This window comes from Sporacetigenium mesophilum DSM 16796, from assembly GCF_059569055.1.
Genome location: NZ_JCANUR010000001.1, coordinates 205,479 through 225,577, shown reverse-complemented (window position 1 = coordinate 225,577; position 20,099 = coordinate 205,479). Strand labels below are relative to the sequence as shown.

The 20,099-nt window shown below is 28.4% G+C and carries 22 protein-coding genes and 1 other annotated feature; of the genes, 3 read left to right on the top strand and 19 right to left on the bottom strand.

What is annotated here, in order from left to right:
- Positions 1–124: 124 nt before the first annotated feature.
- Positions 125–586, bottom strand: coding sequence for a GerW family sporulation protein (ytfJ, locus tag BS62_RS01120; protein WP_496489393.1), 462 nt, complete (start codon positions 584–586; stop codon positions 125–127).
- Positions 537–1,196: a hypothetical protein gene (locus BS62_RS01115; protein WP_496489392.1), complete on the bottom strand. Its 660-nt coding sequence runs from the start codon at positions 1,194–1,196 to the stop codon at positions 537–539. The genes ytfJ and BS62_RS01115 overlap by 50 nt, the downstream gene beginning before the upstream one ends.
- A gap of 190 nt (positions 1,197–1,386) precedes the next feature.
- On the opposite strand from BS62_RS01115, the gene BS62_RS01110 reads away from it, so the two are divergent.
- Positions 1,387–1,926, top strand: coding sequence for a helix-turn-helix domain-containing protein (locus tag BS62_RS01110; RefSeq protein ID WP_496489391.1), 540 nt, complete (start codon positions 1,387–1,389; stop codon positions 1,924–1,926).
- 16 nt (positions 1,927–1,942) lie between these two features.
- Here the strand turns inward: BS62_RS01110 and scpB are convergent, their stop codons facing one another.
- From scpB to BS62_RS01070, 8 genes are all read right to left on the bottom strand, one after another.
- Positions 1,943–2,500, bottom strand: coding sequence for an SMC-Scp complex subunit ScpB (gene scpB / locus BS62_RS01105; RefSeq protein ID WP_496489390.1), 558 nt, complete (start codon positions 2,498–2,500; stop codon positions 1,943–1,945).
- A gap of 5 nt (positions 2,501–2,505) precedes the next feature.
- Positions 2,506–3,222 carry a segregation and condensation protein A gene (locus BS62_RS01100; RefSeq protein WP_496489389.1) on the bottom strand — a complete coding sequence of 239 codons (717 nt, stop codon included), beginning with the start codon at positions 3,220–3,222 and terminating at the stop codon, positions 2,506–2,508.
- A 23-nt stretch (positions 3,223–3,245) separates the two neighbouring features.
- Positions 3,246–3,845, bottom strand: a complete 600-nt coding sequence (locus tag BS62_RS01095; protein ID WP_496489388.1) for a site-2 protease family protein — start codon at positions 3,843–3,845, stop codon at positions 3,246–3,248.
- Between the two features lie 177 nt (positions 3,846–4,022).
- Positions 4,023–5,171, bottom strand: a complete 1,149-nt coding sequence (locus BS62_RS01090; RefSeq protein ID WP_496489387.1) for a D-alanyl-D-alanine carboxypeptidase family protein — start codon at positions 5,169–5,171, stop codon at positions 4,023–4,025.
- 75 nt (positions 5,172–5,246) lie between these two features.
- Entirely contained in the window at positions 5,247–6,428 is a 1,182-nt protein-coding gene (locus BS62_RS01085; protein ID WP_496489386.1) for a CapA family protein, read from the bottom strand.
- Positions 6,429–6,546: 118 nt separating this feature from the next.
- Positions 6,547–7,032: a QueT transporter family protein gene (locus BS62_RS01080; protein WP_496489385.1), complete on the bottom strand. Its 486-nt coding sequence runs from the start codon at positions 7,030–7,032 to the stop codon at positions 6,547–6,549.
- A 26-nt stretch (positions 7,033–7,058) separates the two neighbouring features.
- Positions 7,059–7,394, bottom strand: coding sequence for a YlbF/YmcA family competence regulator (locus BS62_RS01075; RefSeq protein WP_496489384.1), 336 nt, complete (start codon positions 7,392–7,394; stop codon positions 7,059–7,061).
- Between the two features lie 96 nt (positions 7,395–7,490).
- Complete coding sequence (locus BS62_RS01070) at positions 7,491–9,167, bottom strand: ribonuclease J (protein WP_496489383.1); 1,677 nt, start codon at positions 9,165–9,167, stop codon at positions 7,491–7,493.
- A 207-nt stretch (positions 9,168–9,374) separates the two neighbouring features.
- Between BS62_RS01070 and BS62_RS01065 the strand changes: the two genes are divergently transcribed.
- Positions 9,375–10,115: a metal-dependent hydrolase gene (locus BS62_RS01065; protein ID WP_496489382.1), complete on the top strand. Its 741-nt coding sequence runs from the start codon at positions 9,375–9,377 to the stop codon at positions 10,113–10,115.
- A 41-nt stretch (positions 10,116–10,156) separates the two neighbouring features.
- On the opposite strand, the gene BS62_RS01060 is transcribed toward BS62_RS01065, so the two are convergent.
- From BS62_RS01060 to alaS, 8 genes are all read right to left on the bottom strand, one after another.
- The gene (locus BS62_RS01060; protein WP_496489381.1) at positions 10,157–10,600 is read right to left on the bottom strand and encodes a Fur family transcriptional regulator; all 444 of its coding nucleotides are present in this window, start codon (positions 10,598–10,600) and stop codon (positions 10,157–10,159) included.
- A 106-nt stretch (positions 10,601–10,706) separates the two neighbouring features.
- Positions 10,707–11,795: an LCP family protein gene (locus BS62_RS01055; RefSeq protein WP_496489380.1), complete on the bottom strand. Its 1,089-nt coding sequence runs from the start codon at positions 11,793–11,795 to the stop codon at positions 10,707–10,709.
- Positions 11,796–11,935: 140 nt separating this feature from the next.
- Positions 11,936–12,217, bottom strand: coding sequence for a DUF1292 domain-containing protein (locus BS62_RS01050; RefSeq protein ID WP_496489379.1), 282 nt, complete (start codon positions 12,215–12,217; stop codon positions 11,936–11,938).
- Between the two features lie 127 nt (positions 12,218–12,344).
- A complete protein-coding gene (gene ruvX / locus BS62_RS01045) occupies positions 12,345–12,770 on the bottom strand; it encodes a Holliday junction resolvase RuvX (RefSeq protein ID WP_496489795.1) in 426 nt (141 codons plus the stop codon).
- Between the two features lie 9 nt (positions 12,771–12,779).
- Entirely contained in the window at positions 12,780–13,730 is a 951-nt protein-coding gene (locus BS62_RS01040) for an aldo/keto reductase (RefSeq protein ID WP_496489378.1), read from the bottom strand.
- Between the two features lie 72 nt (positions 13,731–13,802).
- A complete protein-coding gene (locus tag BS62_RS01035) occupies positions 13,803–15,968 on the bottom strand; it encodes a hypothetical protein (protein WP_496489377.1) in 2,166 nt (721 codons plus the stop codon).
- Positions 15,969–15,978: 10 nt separating this feature from the next.
- Positions 15,979–16,236: an IreB family regulatory phosphoprotein gene (locus tag BS62_RS01030; RefSeq protein WP_496489376.1), complete on the bottom strand. Its 258-nt coding sequence runs from the start codon at positions 16,234–16,236 to the stop codon at positions 15,979–15,981.
- A gap of 52 nt (positions 16,237–16,288) precedes the next feature.
- The gene (alaS, locus tag BS62_RS01025; RefSeq protein WP_496489375.1) at positions 16,289–18,934 is read right to left on the bottom strand and encodes an alanine--tRNA ligase; all 2,646 of its coding nucleotides are present in this window, start codon (positions 18,932–18,934) and stop codon (positions 16,289–16,291) included.
- Positions 18,935–19,008: 74 nt separating this feature from the next.
- Positions 19,009–19,230, bottom strand: a binding site (T-box leader).
- A gap of 153 nt (positions 19,231–19,383) precedes the next feature.
- Between alaS and BS62_RS01020 the strand changes: the two genes are divergently transcribed.
- Positions 19,384–19,803 carry a hypothetical protein gene (locus BS62_RS01020; protein ID WP_496489374.1) on the top strand — a complete coding sequence of 140 codons (420 nt, stop codon included), beginning with the start codon at positions 19,384–19,386 and terminating at the stop codon, positions 19,801–19,803.
- A 94-nt stretch (positions 19,804–19,897) separates the two neighbouring features.
- Here BS62_RS01020 and BS62_RS01015 read toward each other — a convergent pair whose 3' ends face one another.
- Positions 19,898–20,032 carry a hypothetical protein gene (locus tag BS62_RS01015; RefSeq protein ID WP_496489373.1) on the bottom strand — a complete coding sequence of 45 codons (135 nt, stop codon included), beginning with the start codon at positions 20,030–20,032 and terminating at the stop codon, positions 19,898–19,900.
- Positions 20,033–20,099: the final 67 nt, after the last annotated feature.

Here is a 20,099-nt window from a genome sequence, read left to right as displayed (position 1 = left end):
TTTTATTTCATAAACTATTTTATCATGTAATAATTTAGTTGTCAATACAACTAATATCTAAAGCAAAAAATTGCCAACGATTAAATCAACGTTGGCAATTCCTTGGCGTTTAGTAAATTATCATTTATCTAATATCATGGTTTACGTCTTCTGGATCTACATTTTGTATATCACATTGAACATTATCTTCAGTCTGCTTTCCTTTTTTCATATTTTGTAGTTTTTCTATAACCTTAGGAGTTATATTTAAAACTGTATCTATCATATTTATATTATGGTCTAAACTCATAAGTCTAGTTTCCTCATTTTCTACAACTACGAAGGCTACTGGTTGTACAGATATAGCTGCTCCACTACCTCCTGCAAATCCTGGTTCTTGGTTAGTAGTTGCTTCTTTTTTGTCATATCCTTTGGAGTATTCTCCACCACCTATACCAAATCCTATTGTTATCTTTGATATGGGAACTACTATTGTATTATTGTTTCTTATTGGATCTCCTACAATAGTATTTGCATCTATTACCCCTTTAATAGTATCAAGCGTTGTGTCCATTAAGCTCTTTATCGAGTTTGTTGCGTTGTTCACCTTCAACACCACCTTCTGTTTCTTTTAGTTTAATTAGTCCTATTCTAAAGTTAAAAACTTTAGATGCAACCATTGCTAACCTTAGTATATGTATTGTTCTGGAATATAAATCAATTTGTATCAATCCTTTTATTTCATTTCTATCAAATCCAGGTGTAACAGTTAGTTTTACTTTTTTGCTTTTTACCTTTTCGTATAAAAATGCATATAGGGCATTTACAACTGAAAACACACCAATTGTCAATTCCATTTCTTCATTTGCAAAATATATATCTGATACAAATTCATTTATGTCTAATTTTTTAATTGGTTTTTTTAATCTCTTTAAATCTCTTATATCATCTAAATGAGTTCTTATGGCTAATTTTCCAATATTATGTTCTATCCACCATATTAATCTATAGGTTTTATCAAGCTTCTCCTTTCTACGCTTTCTTGGATATATTGGAATATGAAATTCTAATAGATTAAATAAACCTCTGAAAATTAGTTTTACACTATGTTTGTTGTTTTCTGTTCTTATTAATATTACATAGTGTTGCCTTGCAGCTAGACCTATTATAATACCTATAACTATTAAAACTATTTTTATACTTGTATTGATTTCCATACATATATTATTTTCTAAAATTAGAAATATATTCTTTAAATTAACTTATCAATACAATTTAAATTATAATATTTTCAAAAAATTCATGTACATATTGACACAAATGGCTATTTGACTTATTATATCAATAGTGAGTAAACATAAAGTTTACTATTAATAAATTCTTTTTCCTAAATAGGAGTTGATCGGATTGAAAATAGGTGAGAAAATTTACAGATTAAGGACGTTAAATCAATTAACACAAGAAGAGCTTGCTCAAAGATGTGATTTAACTAAAGGTTTTATATCTAAAATAGAAAGAGACTTAACATCTCCATCTATAGCTACTTTAATGGATATACTAGAAGCTTTAGGTACGGACTTAAGAAGTTTTTTTAATGAAGAAGAAGAAGAAAAAGTGGTTTATAAGAAAGATGATATATACGAATCAATAAATGAGGAGTTAAAGCACACAATTCACTGGCTAATACCTACTGCTCAGAAGAATATGATGGAGCCTATTTTAATAGAAATAGAGCCAGGTGGAATGTCACAAGAAGATTATCCTCATCAAGGTGAGGAATTTGGATATGTTACAAAAGGTGCTGTTACTTTAATAATAGATAAGAAAAAATATAAGGTTAAAAAAGGTGAAAGTTTTTACTTTAAACCAGACAAAGATCATTATATAGTTAATCATACGGATAAAGTAGCATCAGTAATATGGGTATCTACCCCTCCGTCATTTTAAAAGCTAGGACTTAGTCCTAGCTTTTTTGATTATCTAAATTATTTTCAATATTTTCTTCAAATCCTTCTACCTTTGGAAGATCTTCTATCTTTTCTATATTAAATAACCTTAAAAATTCATCAGTGGTTTTATATAGTATAGGTTTCCCTATTTTATTAAGTCTTCCAGCTTCTTTTATAAGACCATATTCCACAAGAGTTGATAGAGCTTTATCACTTTTTACTCCTCTTATTTCATCCACTTCCACTTTTGTTATTGGCTGTTTATAAGCTATTATAGTTAAAGCTTCAAGTGTGGCTTGGGTTATTGTTTTTTTCTTTTGTGGCTCCAAAACCTTTTTAATATAATCTGAGTATAACTTATTTGTACACATTTGGTATTTGTCCTCTAATTTTATAACTTGTATACCTCTATTATTTTCTATGTATTCATTTATAAGATCATTTAACATTATCTCTATTTCTCTTACGTCTAATTCTGGATTTATTATATCTCTTAGTTCTTTTATTGATATTGGTTCTGCATATGAAAACATAATAGCTTCTATTATGTACTTTATATCTTCTCTTTTCATTAATATCACTCTTTCTTTTTCTTTAGTATTATATCTTCAAGGAAATTTTCTTGTACTATTTCTATTTCTTTAGTTTTTATAAGTTCTAACATTGATAGAAATGTTGCTATTATTTCATCTTTGTTTTCTTTTTTAACTAAATTTTTAAATGGAATTTTATCTTCTTTATTGATAACAGACCTAATATAGCTTATTTTTTGCTCTATTGATATAATGGGAGCTTTATATATTCTTTTTAAATTTTCATCTTTTATTTCTTGAGGTCTTTCTATTTTTATAATTTTAGGAATTATATTTATTAGATTATCTAAAGTTAAATTAGATAAATCAGGTTTATCGTCTATCAATACTTCTTCTTTTTTACGGTAAAATATATCTACACTGTAATCTACTCTATCTTTTAAAAACTGTGAAGCATTTTTAAACTTTCTATATTCAACTAATTTTTCCATAAGTTCTTTTCTAGGGTCTTCTTCTACTTCATCTTGTCTTTGTTTGTAAAGCAAATACTTAGACTTTATTTCAAGAAGCTTACATGCCATAGTTATAAAATCACTAGTTATTTCTAAGTCCATTTTTCCCATTGTATCTAAATAATTTATATATTGATTTGTTATTTCAAAGATAGATATATCCTTTATATCTATCTTTTGCTTTGTTATAAGGTCATATAATAAATCTAATGGACCTTCATAAACTTGTAAATGTATATTGTATTTCATAATTTGCTACCACCTATCTAAATCTATATTACAACAAAAGATATTATAGTGCTTATTACTCCATATATAGGAGTTAATATTATTGAAAATGTATTTGTAAATATTAATAGTATAAGAATTATAGATCCCATACTTTCAAATTTATATGCAAATTCACTAGCACTTCTAGGCAATAATGATGACACTACTCCCCATCCATCAAGAGGTGGTATAGGTAGTAAGTTAAAAGCACCAAATCCTATATTATACATTACCATAGCATCTAACATTTTGTTTAATGCATATATATTAATATTGTTGTAGTTTATAATATATATAAACAATACTGCTGTTACTATATTAAAAAAAGATCCAGCAAGAGATACTAATATATTTCCTATTCTTTCGTTTTTGAAATTTGTTGGATTTACAGGTACAGGCCTTGCCCATCCTATCCTAGCAATTAAAAGCATTAAAAAACCTATAGGATCTATGTGTTTAAGTGGATCTAAAGTCATTCTCCCATAATCTTTTGCTGTAGAATCCCCAAGCATATAGGCAACTGCCGCATGACCAAATTCATGTACCGATATAGCTACTAATATAGCAGGTATTATTACTAAATATTCAATTAATATATCCATATCAATCTCTCCTGTATCACATTTTTTGTATAAATTATATTATATCAAAATAACATATGCAAAACTAGAAAATTCGTCAAACCAAATAAAATTCGCTATGCTTATTTCGCAAACGACCTTGAAAAATAGGAACCTTGCTCAAAAAAAAGGTCTAGTATTAAATACTAGACCTTTTATCTATATCATTGAATCAAATACTCTTTCTATCATCTTAATGTAGCCAGCTTTTTTAACTTCTTTATTTGTTACTAAATCAACTTTTCCTACTAATTTCTTATCTTTATAAATTTTCACTTCACCTAACTTCTCACCCTTTTTTATAGGTAGCTTAGGATTTTCGTTTACAGTTACTTGTTTAGTGAAATTTTTCTTTTCACCTTTCTTTATTAAAGCAGTTAAATCATTTTTAGCTGTTAATTTAACTTTGTTTTCTTCTGCTTTATCCATTGTTAATGTAGCTAGTAAATCTCCTTTAGAGCAAAGTTTAACACTTTCATAATTTGCAAATCCATAGTTTAGTAAAGATGAAGCGTCATTAAATCTTTCTTTAGATGTTTCTGCTCCTAATGTAGCGGCTACTAAGTGAGTATCTCCTCTTTTAGCTGCAGCTGATAAACAATATTTAGCCTCTTGAGTAAATCCTGTTTTAACTCCTGTAGCACCTTGATAATGTCTTATTAATTTATTTGTATTTGCTAGACCTATTTTAGCTTGTTTCTTACCTACTACAACTTCATCCATCCAAGTTGTTAAGTATTTATGCATAGAATCATGTTTTAATAATTCCTTTGACATTAAAGCTATATCGTTAGCTGTTGTATAATGATTTTCCACTGGTAGTCCATTTGTATTTACAAAGTTAGTGTTTTTCATTCCTAATTCTTTGGCCTTGTTATTCATCATCTTAACAAAATTTTCTTCACTTCCACCTATATACTCAGCCATAGCAACGCAAGCATCATTACCTGAGGCAACCGCTATTCCTTTTATTAGGTTTTCAACAGTTTGTACTTCTCCAGGCTCTAGGAATATTTGACTTCCGCCCATTTCTGATGCTCTTTCACTTATTTGAACCTTATCAGTTAGCTTTATCTTTCCACTGTCCAAAGCTTCTGAAATTAATAATAATGTCATTACCTTTGTAACACTAGCTGGTGGAAGCTTTTCATGAGAATTTTTTTCAAATAATATTTGACCACTTCCTACGTCCATTAGTACTGCTGATTTAGATGCTAAGTTTATAGTTGCCTGATCTTTTGCAAATGTCACAGTAGTACAAGATAGTACAATTGCAAATGCCACAATCATACTCATTATTTTTTTCATGCTTTTCACCTCTCGCTATTTGTATTTAAGAATATTTTTACACTTTTGTTCAAATTTTATACGAACTGGAACATTTTAATAATTTGAATTTATTGCTCTATTTGTATTTTTAAAAGATTTTTGTATTCTAGTTTGGGTTTCTGGGTCATATATTTTAAACTTTCCATAATTCTTTAGGCATTCTAACACAGGTATTATTTCATATACAATTTTATCTTTATCGTTATTATAATATTTGTGTACCCATGTGGGTTTGTAACTGACTTTATTTATATTAACTTTTTTTGTAGTTAAATCTTTTTTCACTTCTATATTCAATATAACTCCATTTTCTGTATATGTACTTCCAGTCATTTCAAATCTTTGATTAGACAAAAAATTTCCCATTGAGTAAACTACTAATGTTTTATGGCTACTATTATTAGATTTTATTACATCTATAGGTTGTATAACATGTGGATGAGAACCTAATATTATATCTACACCACTATTTGCAAGAGATTTGGCCAAAACCTTTTGACTATAATTTGGCATTAAATTATATTCATTTCCCCAGTGAGTTACAAATATAATAAGTTCAGCTCCATCTTTTCTCATATTTTGTATTTCTCTTTGAATCTTCGGTACTTCATAGGTAAGATTATCTGAGTTAAAAGTATTTATTGAATCTTTAATTTCATCTGGAATTTTTATGTTATTTATAGTTTTAGAACCATTTATTGGTGGAGTTTCATATGTATAAGCAATAATTCCTACTTTGACTCCTTTTATATCTCTTATTTCGTATCTTTTATCATTTAAATATTTTTTAACACCTAAAGGATTTAATTTATTTTTTTCTAATACTCCTATAGTCCTTTCAAGACCTTGTATACCATAGTCTAATGTATGATTATTTACAATTGATATAAAATCAAATCCAGATTTTTTTAATGCATGTGCTAGTGAGTCTGGAGAATTAAATCTTGGATAACCTGAATACCCATTTTCTTCTCCTGATAAAGTGGTTTCTAAATTTGCTATTGATAAATCAGATTTTTTTATATCGTCACTTATATACTTAAAGTTATTGTAAAAATTATATTTATTAGAGTTTATATCATGTTGGGCATTTAGCTGACTACTGTGTACCATTATATCTCCAACAGCACTTATATCTATTAAAATTTCATTATCTTCTTTTGTAGGTTTATCTATTGCTAGCACTAAATTACAATTTAAAAAGAAGAGTATTATAGTTAGTACAATTACCCTCACATCTGCCTCCTATAATATTTATTTTAAAGTTGTATATTATAACTTATCCAAAGACCAGATAAATTATAATATTCCCCATAATATAAAAAGTCTAGCAATATATGCCAGACTATAAATATCATTCTTTTATTATTCGTTTATAGGCCTCTAAAACTATATTGCCAACTATTCCTACCGATATTAGTTCTCCTATCATTATAGACCCTACCATAGGCCAGTAAGCCCATCTTTCTCCTAAGACAGTAGGGGACAATACAACTAAATATGCTGAAGTTAAAAATCCATTAAGTATAACTGGTGGTAGAACTCCTATCCATCTATTAGGGGCATTACTTGTTAAATATGCTGCTATTAAAGATATAAACGAGCCTAAAAATACATCTGCTATTCCAAATGGACTTGAAAGATTAGAAAAAATACAACCTATAAATATCGCCGGTATAGCTGCTGGTTCTATTAATGCAAGTAATATAAGACCTTCTGCAAACCTTATTTGAACAGGCCCATAACTAATAGGTGCAAATATTAACGTAAAAACTATATACAATGCTGCTATTATTCCAGCTTTTGCTATGTACCTACTATCTATCATTTGTTTATCCATATAAAGTCTCCTTTTAATTAGCTTTATTATTTATAATCAATCTCTACTGCCTTTGCTAATATTTTATTTATATCTTCCATAGTCTGCATAAACTTTAATTCGGATTGAAGATAACTGGAAAGTTTTGGATTTAAAGAAGCTGTTTTATATAATTCTTCTAATTTGATTATTTTATTTTGGTCTATTTTTTCACCTAGCGCTTGAGATCTTTGTAAGTCTAATTGTCTATTTCTTAAATCCTCCAAAAGTTTTGATGCATTTCTGTCTTTTTTTACTTCTTGCATATGTTTTTTAAATTCCTTATATTCATTGCTATTTTTTATAGTCCTTGCCAATTGGTGTGCACTATCGTATATATTCATATTATCCCTCCAAGCGAAATTTTAAACCTATATAATTCTTTGTATATAAAAAGAGCGAATACAATTATATTATATTCACTCTTTTATATACTATGTTTAAACTTCCATTATTATAGGTAATATCATTGGATTTCTCTTAGTTTTTTGATATAGATAATCTCTTAAGTGATCTTTCATACTATTTTTAAGATATGCCCACTCTTTTATATTTTTAGACTGGCAGTCACTTAAAACGGCTTTTACAACGTTCTTTGCATTATCCATCAAATCCTCAGATTCTCTAACATATACAAATCCTCTTGATATAATATCTGGTCCTGAAAGTATTCTTCCATCTTCTCTAGATATTGTAACTACTACTATCATAAGGCCATCTTCTGATAAGTGCTTTCTATCTCTTAAAACTATATTACCAACATCTCCAACTCCAAGTCCATCTACTAATATATTTCCAGTAGGTATATGTCCTGATACTTTTGCTGAATTTCTATCAAGTTCAAATACATCTCCATTATTTAATATAAACATATTTTGACTTGGCATTCCTAACTCTTCAGCAAGTTCAGCATGTTTTTTTAGATGTCTATATTCACCATGAACTGGAACAAAGAACTTAGGGTTGGTTAATCTATGGATTAATTTTAATTCCTCTTGGCAAGCATGACCTGAAACGTGAATATCTGCCATGTCATCGTATACAACCTCAGCACCTTTTTCAAACAATGAGTTTATAACCTTTGATACTGATTTTTCATTGCCTGGTATTGGACTTGATGATAGAATTATCAAATCACCTTGTTTTATTTCTATTTTTTTATGTTCACCTGCGGCCATTCTTGAAAGTGCTGCCATAGGTTCTCCTTGAGATCCTGTAGTTATTATAACTACTTCACTATCGTCATATCTGTTTATGTCGTTTAAGTCTACTAACATTTCTTCAGGCATATTTAAATAACCTAGCTCTATACCAACATTTACAACGTTTACCATTGATCTTCCTGATACTGCTACTTTTCTATTAAATTTCTGAGCAGAGTTTACTACTTGTTGTACTCTGTGTACATTTGATGCAAATGTAGCAACTATTATTCTACTTGATCCAGCTTTTCTAAATACTTCATCTAGTGTCGCTCCTACTGTTCTTTCTGACAAAGTCGACCCTGGTCTTTCAACATTTGTACTGTCAGCTAATAAAAGCAATATTCCTTCTTTACTTAATTCACATATTCTATGGAAATCCATAACTTCTCCACCTATTGGAGTTAAATCTACTTTGAAGTCACCAGTATGGAATATTATACCTTGGTCTGTGTGTATAGCTAAGGAAAATGCATCAGGTACACTATGAGTAGCTCTTAAAAATTCTACTTTTAGATTTTGGAAGCTTACTTTATCCCTAGGGCTAACTATATTTAAATTAACATTATTTAGTCTATGCTCTTTTAATTTAACTTGAACCAAACCTAAAGTTAGTTTTGATCCGTATATAGGAATATCTAATTTTTTTAATACATAAGGAAGAGCTCCAATATGATCTTCATGTCCATGAGTTATAAATATACCTTTTATCTTATCTCTGTTTTTTATTAGATAGTTTACATCAGGTATAACAATGTCTATACCTAACATTTCATCTTCTGGGAAACTTAGTCCACAGTCAATAACTATTATTTCATCCTTATACTCGATTAAAGTCATGTTTTTACCTATTTCATTTAAACCGCCTAAAGCCATAACTTTGATTTTGTTGGTGCTTTTTTTAAACAATGTCATCATCTCCTTTTTATAAATACATTCCGACTAAACTACTAATATACATACATCACGTACCCTCTTCCAGTTATTTACAATTTTATCATAAATAATAAGATACTTTAATATTATTCAAATTACATAAATAGAGCTAATCTGACAATTATATATTTTGACAAATATTTTTAATTTTGATATTCTCAAGTTATACTAATTAAGGAGGATATCATGCGTGGTACAACCCATCTAACTATAGGAATATTAACTACAATTGAAGCGTCTGTACTTTCACAAAGACCTCTTAATTTTTTGACATTTGCAGTCGCTGTTGTATGTTCATTAATACCTGATATGGATAGTTCTAATTCAACTATCTCTAATGCTATACTAAATCATAAAACATCTAAGTTTATATATCGTTGTTTTCTATATGCTATAAATTTATTTATTTTTTTTGTAGTTATGTCAATAAATAAAAATTTATTTTTTAGCTTACTTATAACGTTTATAGCAATAGTAATTGTAGATTTAAAACTAAAACATGATTTTTTAAGAAAAATATTATTATCATCACTATGTTTAGCAATGGGATATGTATTATACATAGTGAAGCTACCTATTGCATTTATTTTGCTATCTGTTATATTAGCTCTATTCCCATGGCTAAAACATAGAGGAATCTCACACAGTATTGTTGCCGTTATTCTTACATATACACTGCTAAAACAAATAGAATTAATAACTTATATAGAAAATCTTGCTTTTTTCGGATTTATCGGGTATATGTCCCATCTATTTTTAGGTGATATATTTACTAAAATGGGTATACCTATATTCTATCCATTATCTAACAAAAAAATATCTTTAGGTTTTTTAAAAGTTGGAAAATTTTTTAGCAATATATTAGAAGTAGTTTATGTAATATTTTTATTATTAATAGTTTTTTATACATTTAAAATTTATGTATAAAAGTCGCTAAAATCAAAAAAGCCCTCCTTCATAGGAGAGCTTTATTTTTTATCTTTGCAACTTGGACATAATCCATAAAATTTAACGTCGTGGTCTATTATATTAAATCCATAAGTCTCTTCAATTTTACTTTCTATAGACTCTAGCAAGTCATCTTTTACTTCCATTATTTTAGAACAACCTCTACATATTAAGTGATGGTGATTATGAGTATCTTCTTTATCTAAACTTATCTCATATCTTATACAACCATCATCTAAATTTAGTTTTGAAATTACTCCTATTTCGTCTAATAACTGCATAGTTCTATATACAGTAGCAAGTCCTATTTCTGGACAATCTTTTCTAACTAAGTCGTATATTTCCTCACTACTAAGGTGATTATCTTTGTTTTGAAGTAAAATCTCAACTACAGCTCTTCTTTGAGGAGTTATTTTAAACCCAGTCTTTTGAAGTCTTTCTTTTAATATATCAATAGCGCTCATAATCTTCACCTACATTTTCAATTGATAATCTTTATTAATTGTATTTTAATAAAAATTTGATAAAATGTCAATACATATTAAAAAAGATGCGTTTAACACGCATCTTTTATTCAAAATATTGGCCTTCTTTATATATAAAATTATGAAGTTTATTTATATTTTTTACTTTGTCCCATTTTATTACTAAAATATCATTTTCCTTAAATTTCACTTTAGCATCGCTTCTATACTCTGCAAGTGGAAATTGAAGCTGCTGCATATCATAGTTTCCCATTTTATGAGCTATTAAAGCCAATTTCATTATTTCTCCAGGAGAAATGTTAACTTTAACATGAGTTAATACATCTTTTATAAGTTGCGGATAGTTTGTTATAGATGTTTGTGATATCTTCTTAGTTAAATTTTGTAAAACTTCCCTTTGTCTTTCATCTCTTTTAAATGCACTATCATTATATCTTATTCTTGCATAAGCCAATGCTTGATATCCATTTAAATTTTGAATTCCAGTACTAGTTATATATTCTATAGGCTCTTCTTCTATTACTTTGTTGCTAAAATCATAGCAAACTGATATTACTTTATTTAAATGGTCTATTTCTGTATGTTCAACATTTACTTCTACACCACCTAGAGTATCTATTATATCTATAAATGATTGAAAGTTTACAACTGCATAGTTTTTTATATTTAGTTTAAAGTTTTTGTTTATAGTATCAAGTAGTAGTTTTTCTCCTCCATAAACATATGAATGAGTTAATTTTTCATAGCCACGCCCAGGTATGTTTACTAGTGTGTCTCTAGCTAGTGACGTTAATTTTAAAGTTTTATGCAAATTATCTATTGTTAAAATCATCATTGTATCTGATCTACTTTTTTCATTTTTATTTCTCGCATCAATACCAATAAGAAGTATATTAGTTATTCCATCGACATCTTTATAAGTTTTTAAATTTTCTTCTTTTTTTATATTCAGAGCTTCTTTTTGATCTGCACTTACATTTTCTATTTTTTCAACTTCTTCAACTTTATTGTTATTATTATTATCTTTTTTTACTAATTCTTTATTTAAATATGTTTGTTTTGTATTTTCATTATTAAATGATTTTACTTTATGAAAGGTATAAGCATATGTAACAACAGGTACTATAATAACTACGATACTCATGATTATACATATACGTTTAAATTTACTCAATAATATCACTACCTTTTTGTCAATTTTTATAGTAGTTATTCTAACCTAAATTTAGAAATTTATAACAAAGGTTAAAATTATTATTGTACAAAAAAAGACTAACAACTTGTTAGTCTTTTTTATGTAATAATATATAATTATTAGTGTTCGTGTTCATCTTCATCGAAGTTTAATCCTTCTTCTTCCATTAATGTTTCATACACTGCTATAACAGTATCGTATTCTTCATCACTTTCTATTGGAACTAAAAGATCTCCTTCTTCGTCGCTTTCTATTCTAAATATTAAAGCGCCTTCTGATTCATCTTCATTTAAAGGCATAAGTATAGCATATTCTTGATCTTCTGCTTCCAAAGTCATTATAACTTCAAATTCATGCTCTTTTCCTTCTTCATCTATTAATTTTACTATGTTCTCATCCATTATATTCACCTCATATCAAAATATTTAAATCCATTATATACCATTGTATTAAAATTTTATATAGTTTTTAGAAAAATGTTTATAATTATTATGTGGAATTTAATAATTACCTATTCAAATATATTTTTTAATAATTACTTTGTCTATCCAAATATCCTTGTAATATTAAAACTGCTGCAAGCATATCAATAACTTTTTTTCTTTTTTGTCTACTTACATCAGCTTCAATTAAAGAACGTTGTGCTGCCACTGTTGTAAGTCTTTCATCCCAAAATTCTATTTCTAAATTTGTTTCTTCTTTTAGCTTTTCGCAAAACTTAATTACTTTTTCACCTTGAGGTCCTAAAGTTCCATTCATATTCTTTGGCATTCCTGAAACAATTTTAGTAACTTCTTTTTCTTTTATAATTTTTTTAAGTTCTTCCATATCTTTTTTTATACTTTCTCTTCTTACAGTTTTTATACCTTGTGCAGTAAATCCCAATAAATCGCTAACTGCAACGCCTATAGTTTTGTCTCCAACATCAAGACCCATTATACGTCCTATCATAATATTTTCTCCTTAAATAACTTTTATGCAAAAATCCTTACAATATTTAGAACAATAGCTACATAGTACACATTTTTCTTTATCTACTACTGCTTTATTATCTACTATTGTAAGAGCTTTATGACTACAATTTTTAACACACTCACCGCAACCTAAACAATAATCTTGTATTTGTAACTCTCTAGTTTGGTTATTTAACTTTTCTTTTATATTATCTGGTATTTTCTTATTGTTAAATTTAAATATATTTGCATGTACTTCTTCTATAGACTGCATACCTATAGCTATTGAATCTATGCACTCTAAGTTTAACACAAAATCCAATGCTTCATCATATGATTTTATAAGATTACCTCCACCTAAAGGTTTCATAGCGTATATACCTATATCTTTAGATTTTGCAAATTTTATAGCATCTAACATATCATCTATATTTCCATCGTGTATCCCTATCCCTACTTTATTTACTATTGGATGAATTATATCCACTTCTGGTATTTTAGATGCTGCTTTTACTGCAGCAACATTATGAGTTGATATACCAATTGATCTTATATATCCTTTATCCTTCATTTTCATAAAATACTCAAAGGCTTCATAATGACCTCTTAAAGTGTGTTCGCTTTCTTGCTCATGAAGTAAAAATCCATCTACATAATCTGTATTCATTTCTTTTAAGGCCTTTGATAAACTTTCCTCTGCCGTTTTAATGTCATATGCATATGATTTAGTTATTATATGTACTTTACTTCTATCAAAGCTTTTTAATGCTTCATTTATATGTCCATACGTTTCATATAACTCAGCTGTATCCATAAGATTAACTCCATTATTTAAAGCTTCTAATATTATTTTAGCTCCATCTTTATTACTCATATTTCTTTGTAGTGGTCCTATTGTAAGAGCTCCAAAACACATTTTAGATACCTTAAAATTAGTTTTTCCAAGTATTTTGTAATCCATAACAACCTCCTCCATAAAAAATTTGCTACACTCAATATCCTATTAATTAAAATTAGTCAGGAAATTTCCTGACTAATCATTTTTGTTTAAAACAGATGTGTCTATTGTAATTACTAGTAATGGAATTAGTACATATATTATTGCTGTTGCAGCTGCTACTATTCCTGAGTCATTTACTAATAAAGTCACTATACATCCAACCAATGATGCTATCCATCCCTTAAATATATATGGGTATTTATTAGCTAAATTTTTAAGATGAGTAGGTGGTCTAAACATCATTACTACAATTATAATTATAGATAAAAATAGTATATTGCTCCATGCACTAGTTTGAGCTATTTTTACGTTCATTGATATTTTTCTAGCAAAGGTCTGAACTATAGCACCTGGCCCTTCAACTAATATTTGATTTACAAATACTGATAAGTGAGACTGAGTTCCTGCAACTATATCTATTACAGCAAATATTCCAACTGCTACCATTGCCATTATTCCTAATAATATTATTTTTTTGAAATCTAGTTTTATATCATATATTAAAAGTATAAAGAATAAAAAGGCAACAGTGTTAGATATAGATCCTCCTACATTTGCTCCCATACCAGGATATCCACTTATAAATAAAATTATAAGTGAAAATACCATTACTGCCCATTTAGGTATCTTTTTATAATTTAATAAGACAGCCAATGTAAATATAGTAGCTCCTATAGTTATCCCTTCGTATTCATTTCCTACACCATAATATCTAGCGCCAACTATTGCATCATATGACATTATGCCATTTTGCATTAAATAAGATCCCGTTGCTGCATCTATTAATATGGCTAGTATTGCTAAAAGCGAGAATAAACACATTTGTTTTATATCATTTTTAAATAATTTTATACCTATTAAATATAAAACAGCTGTAGTTATTATTATACCTAAGGTTATAGTTAAAGGTGTTTTAAAGTTATATATTGGAGATATTAAAAATACAAGTGGCATTATTAATCCAAACTTAATTATCTCTCTTAGTGGTTTAAATATAATTTTGTTATTAGGTATTTTCTTTCTAATAAACATAGCAGCTATGGCAATTAACCAAGTTAAAGCAACGCAACCTATAAATGTATTTATTATATACATTCTTATATTTGCTATTGATACTATTTTTTCATACTCTGAATCTAAGTAATCTATATTGTCATCTTTATTTATCTTTTCAAGACTTCTACCAATCATCTTATCTGATTTTACGTCAAAGTTGTTTAATATATCTACTCCTATATCTACATTTCCAATTATACCGTCTCTTCTTGTAGTAGCAGATTTTAGTAATCCTTTTTGTTGACCATCAAATAACAATACTGGAGACAATCTTCTTTTGTTTTTATAATCTAAATCTCCTGGAAATGAACTTAGTATATAAACCTTGTCATTTTGATTTATAATATTAGATACTTCATTTAAATAATCACTTATGTTTTTGTATACTTCTTGTTGAGTTTTAGCATAAGTTTTTTTATTTAAATAATCTCTATATAAGTCTAATCTATAAGTATCTCCTAGTTCAACAAATACAACATCGCTATTATCATAGTATTTTTTAGTTTCTAAGGCTAGCTTTTGATAATCAGTTCTTATGCCAAATGGCATGGTGTTATCTTTTACATTTATATTGTCTATATTTCCTTTTTGAACTCTACCAAAGTTATCCATAGCCATTAAAGCTATATCTCTATTTAATTCTTCTTTTTTAGTTCCTATATCAGCATTTCCTATAACTGCTGCACTTAATTTATTTTCTTTTAATGCTTGGCCAAGAGAACCTAAAGTTGATGAATATTCTCCTTCTTCAACATTTGATTTTATTTCTCTATTTATACTTATATTGTTTATATGTCCTGGCCTTTGTCCAACGCTACTTTCGTATAAAGCTTTATTATCATCATTAGCAGTTTCAAAATCTATAATTTCATCATCTTTCATATTAGTACGAGAGCCTGCTCCTATTGTAGCATAAGCTCTTCTATCACTAGTTCCTTTGTCTCCTCTTATATTCATAAGACCTACATATCCACGCTCTGACAACTCCTTATTTAAATAAGGTATTTCCATAAATTGTGTAAGGCTAGTCCTATTCATACTTATTACTATAACTTTTTCTTTAGGCTCAGCATATACTAAATTAGTTGTTGTGTTTAATAACGTAAATAATGTTATAAGTACTGCTAGAAGCTTTTTCTTCATAAACTTTAACCTACCTTCTGTCAAGATATTCCTGTAATATAACCTCTAATATCTCATCTCTTTCAAACTTCTTGATTATAGATCTAGCATTATTGTGACTTGTTATATAACTAGAGTCTCCTGATAATATATACCCTATAATTTGATTTATAGGATTATATCCTTTTTCCACTAATGCTTCATGAACCAATTGTATAACTTCTTCAACTGTAATCTTTTCTGGATTTACAGCTTCAAATTTCATAGTATAATCCATATTATTATCCATAATTACCACTCCTTATTTTATTATTAAAAGGAGCGTATAAACGCTCCTCAAATTACTTAACTTGGCTTTCAAGTACTGATGTTGCGTGACTTAGAGCTTCGTCTACTTTAGATACATCTGAAGCTCCAGCTTGTGCCATATTAGGTCTACCTCCACCTTTTCCGCCAGCTATTTGAGCAATTGCTTTAACTATATTTCCACAGTGAACCCCTTTATCTAATACATCTTTAGTTGCTGTAGCTACAAAACTCACTTTATCATCAGATATATTTGCAAGCACTACAACACCTGAATTCATTTTGTCTCTTATATTGTCTGCTGTAGTTCTAAGAGTATCAATATCCATTCCTTCAAACTTTGTAGATAATAGATTTACTCCTTTAACTACTATTTTTTTATCAAGTAAATCTCCTGCTGATTGTAAACTCATTTTTGTTTTTATTTCATTTAATTCTTTATTTAATTCTTTATTTTCATCAACTAAAGATTTTGCTCTATTTAGCATATTATCTTCTTTAGTTTTAAGAAGGTTGCATATTTCATTTATAGTTGATTCTTTTTCACTTAGATAGTTATATACACCCATTCCTGTTATAGCTTCTATTCTTCTAACTCCTGCTGCTACACCATTTTCAGATAGTATTTTGAATAATCCAACTTGAGCCGTATTTTTTAAGTGAGTTCCTCCACATAATTCCATAGAGTAATCTCCCATTGTTACAACTCTTACATTATCTCCATACTTTTCACCAAATAGTGCAGTAGCTCCTTTTTTCTTAGCTTCTTCTATAGTCATGTTTTCTGAAGATATATCAATCCCTTTCATAACTACTTCATTTACTTTGGATTCTATCATGTGTAATTCTTCTTTAGATATAGCCTCAAAATGAGTAAAGTCAAATCTAAGCCTTTCTGGAGTAACTAGAGACCCCGCTTGTTGGATATGATCTCCTAATACCTCTTTAAGTGCTTTGTGTAGTATATGTGTCGCTGAGTGGCTTCTAGCGCTAGCCATTCTATTAGTTTCATTTACTTTTGTATTTAATGTTTCTAGTGTGTTTATAATTCCAGATCTAACTATACCAACATGTTGTATAACACCATTTGGTCCTTTTTTAGTTTCATTTATTTCTACAACTATATCTTCATTTTCATTTACAAGAAGTCCAGTATCACCTACTTGACCCCCACCTTCTGGATATAAAGTAGTTTTATCTAGTATTACTATAACTTCATCTCCTACTTTAGCACTATCTACTATTTCATTATCTTTAATTATAGCTTTTATTGTTCCTAAAGTATGGAAATTATTATATCCTTCAAATTCACTTTTTATGCTTTTATCCAGCTTTGAAAGTGTATCTTCCTTCCAACCTTCAATATCGTTATTTTGTCTAGCATTTCTAGCTCTTTCTCTTTGCTTTTGCATTTCTTCATTAAATCCATTTTCATCTATTAAAAGGTTTTCTTCTTCTAATATTTCTCTAGTTAAATCTATAGGGAATCCATAAGTATCGTATAATTTAAATGCATTTTCCCCACTTAAAGTATTATTTTTATTTTCTTTTAGTTCATTTATATAAGTATTTAGTATTTCGCTTCCTTGGTCTATAGTTTCATTAAATTTTTCTTCTTCTATTTTTATAACTTTTTTAACGTAGTCTTGCTTTTCTATTAACTCAGAATAAGCTTCTCCACTTACTTTTATTACTTCATCTACTAATTCATATAAAAACGGTTCTTTAACTCCTAATAACTTTCCATGTCTTGATGCTCTTCTAAGTAATCTTCTTAGAACATACCCTCTACCTTCATTAGATGGTAATACTCCGTCTGCAACTAAGAAGCTTACTGCTCTTATATGGTCTGTTATTATTCTTATAGATATATCTGTCTTTTTGTCTTCTCCGTACTTTTTATTTGCTACTTTTTCTATACTATTTAATATATGTTTTATAGTATCTACTTCAAATATAGAGTCAACATCTTGCATTATACAACCTATTCTCTCAAGACCCATTCCAGTATCTATATTAGGCTTTGGTAATCTGTTATAATTACCTTCTTCATCTTTATCAAATTGAGTAAATACGTGATTCCAAAACTCTAAGAATCTATCACAGTCGCATCCTGGCTTGCAATCAGGGCTACCACATCCATATTTTTCTCCTCTATCAAAGTATAACTCAGAACATGGACCACAAGGACCTACTCCTATTTCCCAGAAGTTATCTTCTTTTCCAAGTCTAACCATACGCTCAACTGGTACCCCTATTTCTTTTGTCCATATATCAAATGCTTCATCATCATCTTGATATACAGAAACCCAGATTTTATCTTGTGGCATATTAAGATGTTCAGTTATAAATTCCCATCCCCACTCTATAGATTCTCTTTTGAAGTAATCTCCAAATGAGAAATTTCCTAACATTTCAAAGAAAGTACCATGTCTTGCTGTTTTACCTACATTTTCTATATCGCCAGTTCTTATACATTTTTGGCAAGTTGCCATCCTTTTATTTTGCGGCTCTTCTTTTCCCATAAAATAAGGCTTAAGAGGTGCCATTCCTGCATTTACAAGTAATAAACTCTTATCATTTTGAGGCACTAGTGGATAACTTCCAACAGCTAAATGATTTTTAGATTCAAAGAAGTTTAAGAATTTACTTCTTATTTCATTTAAGCCCATCTTTTTCATTTTACTTCCTCCCATTCATAGTTAATATTTATATTATTTTTTTGACAAAAACAAAAAAACTCGCCTCTATAAAATATAGGGGCGAGTTTGTATCTCGCGGTACCACCCTACTTACTGCAAAATGCAGTATCTCTGGTACAAAACCTTCGTTATAACGGAACTACCGGCAACTTCTACTCATTTCAAAGTTGCTGCTCTAAGGCTGCTTCAAATACCCTATTCTAAAGACTTTTCAGCCAAGAGTCTTCTCTCTGTAAGATATCAGATAATTTACTATTCCTTTTCATAGCATTTCTCTCAAAAATTGTAATTTTATATTAGTTATATTACTAGATTTTGCATAATTAATCAATAGTATACCAGTAAATCACTCTATTTTATTTTATTTTTTTATAAAGAAGTGTATAATTGAATTGGTATAAAAGCTTTAATTTACTGGAGGTGACTTAGTGGGTCTTTTTATAAGTCTTATTTTATGTAGTGCATTATCTAGAATATTTTTTTATGGATTAATATCTTTTAATAGTAAAAATAATAGAATAAAAATTTTCATTCCATTGTTGGCTTTATGTACAAGCTACATATTATTATTGACTGAGATAATAGCTACAAAAAAATATAATATTTATATGATTTTAATTTATATTGCATATGAACTTTTGAGTACTTTAATAGATTTAAGTATATATAAAGAAATAATTAAAGTTAAAAATAATTTTAAAACTAAAAATAATAAAATTACCGACTTTAGTTTATTTCCATTTTATAAAATATCAACTAGAGTATTTGAAAAAGAAAAATTATTATTTATAAATTGTTTTGGAGTAAAAGAAGTAAATTTGCATAGGGCAAACACTAGAGTAGTATAAAAATTCGCTACGCTCATGTCCCCAACGGCCTTGAAGATCAGGCCCGTTGCTCAAAATTCGCAACTAAAAAGGAGTGGAAATTCCACTCCTTTTTTTATATAATAGGTCTTCTTCTTTTTGCCCCTCTTGAAAACATATTTTTCTTAGTATTTCCTTTAGTAGTTGCTGCCGACATCAAAAAACCATATGTAGCAGCGCCAATTACTGCACTTGCAATCATTTTACGCATAAGTTGCCCTCCTCTCAAGATATTACTTTTATTGTTTGTAGGATGGACTTATATATACTGCACAAAA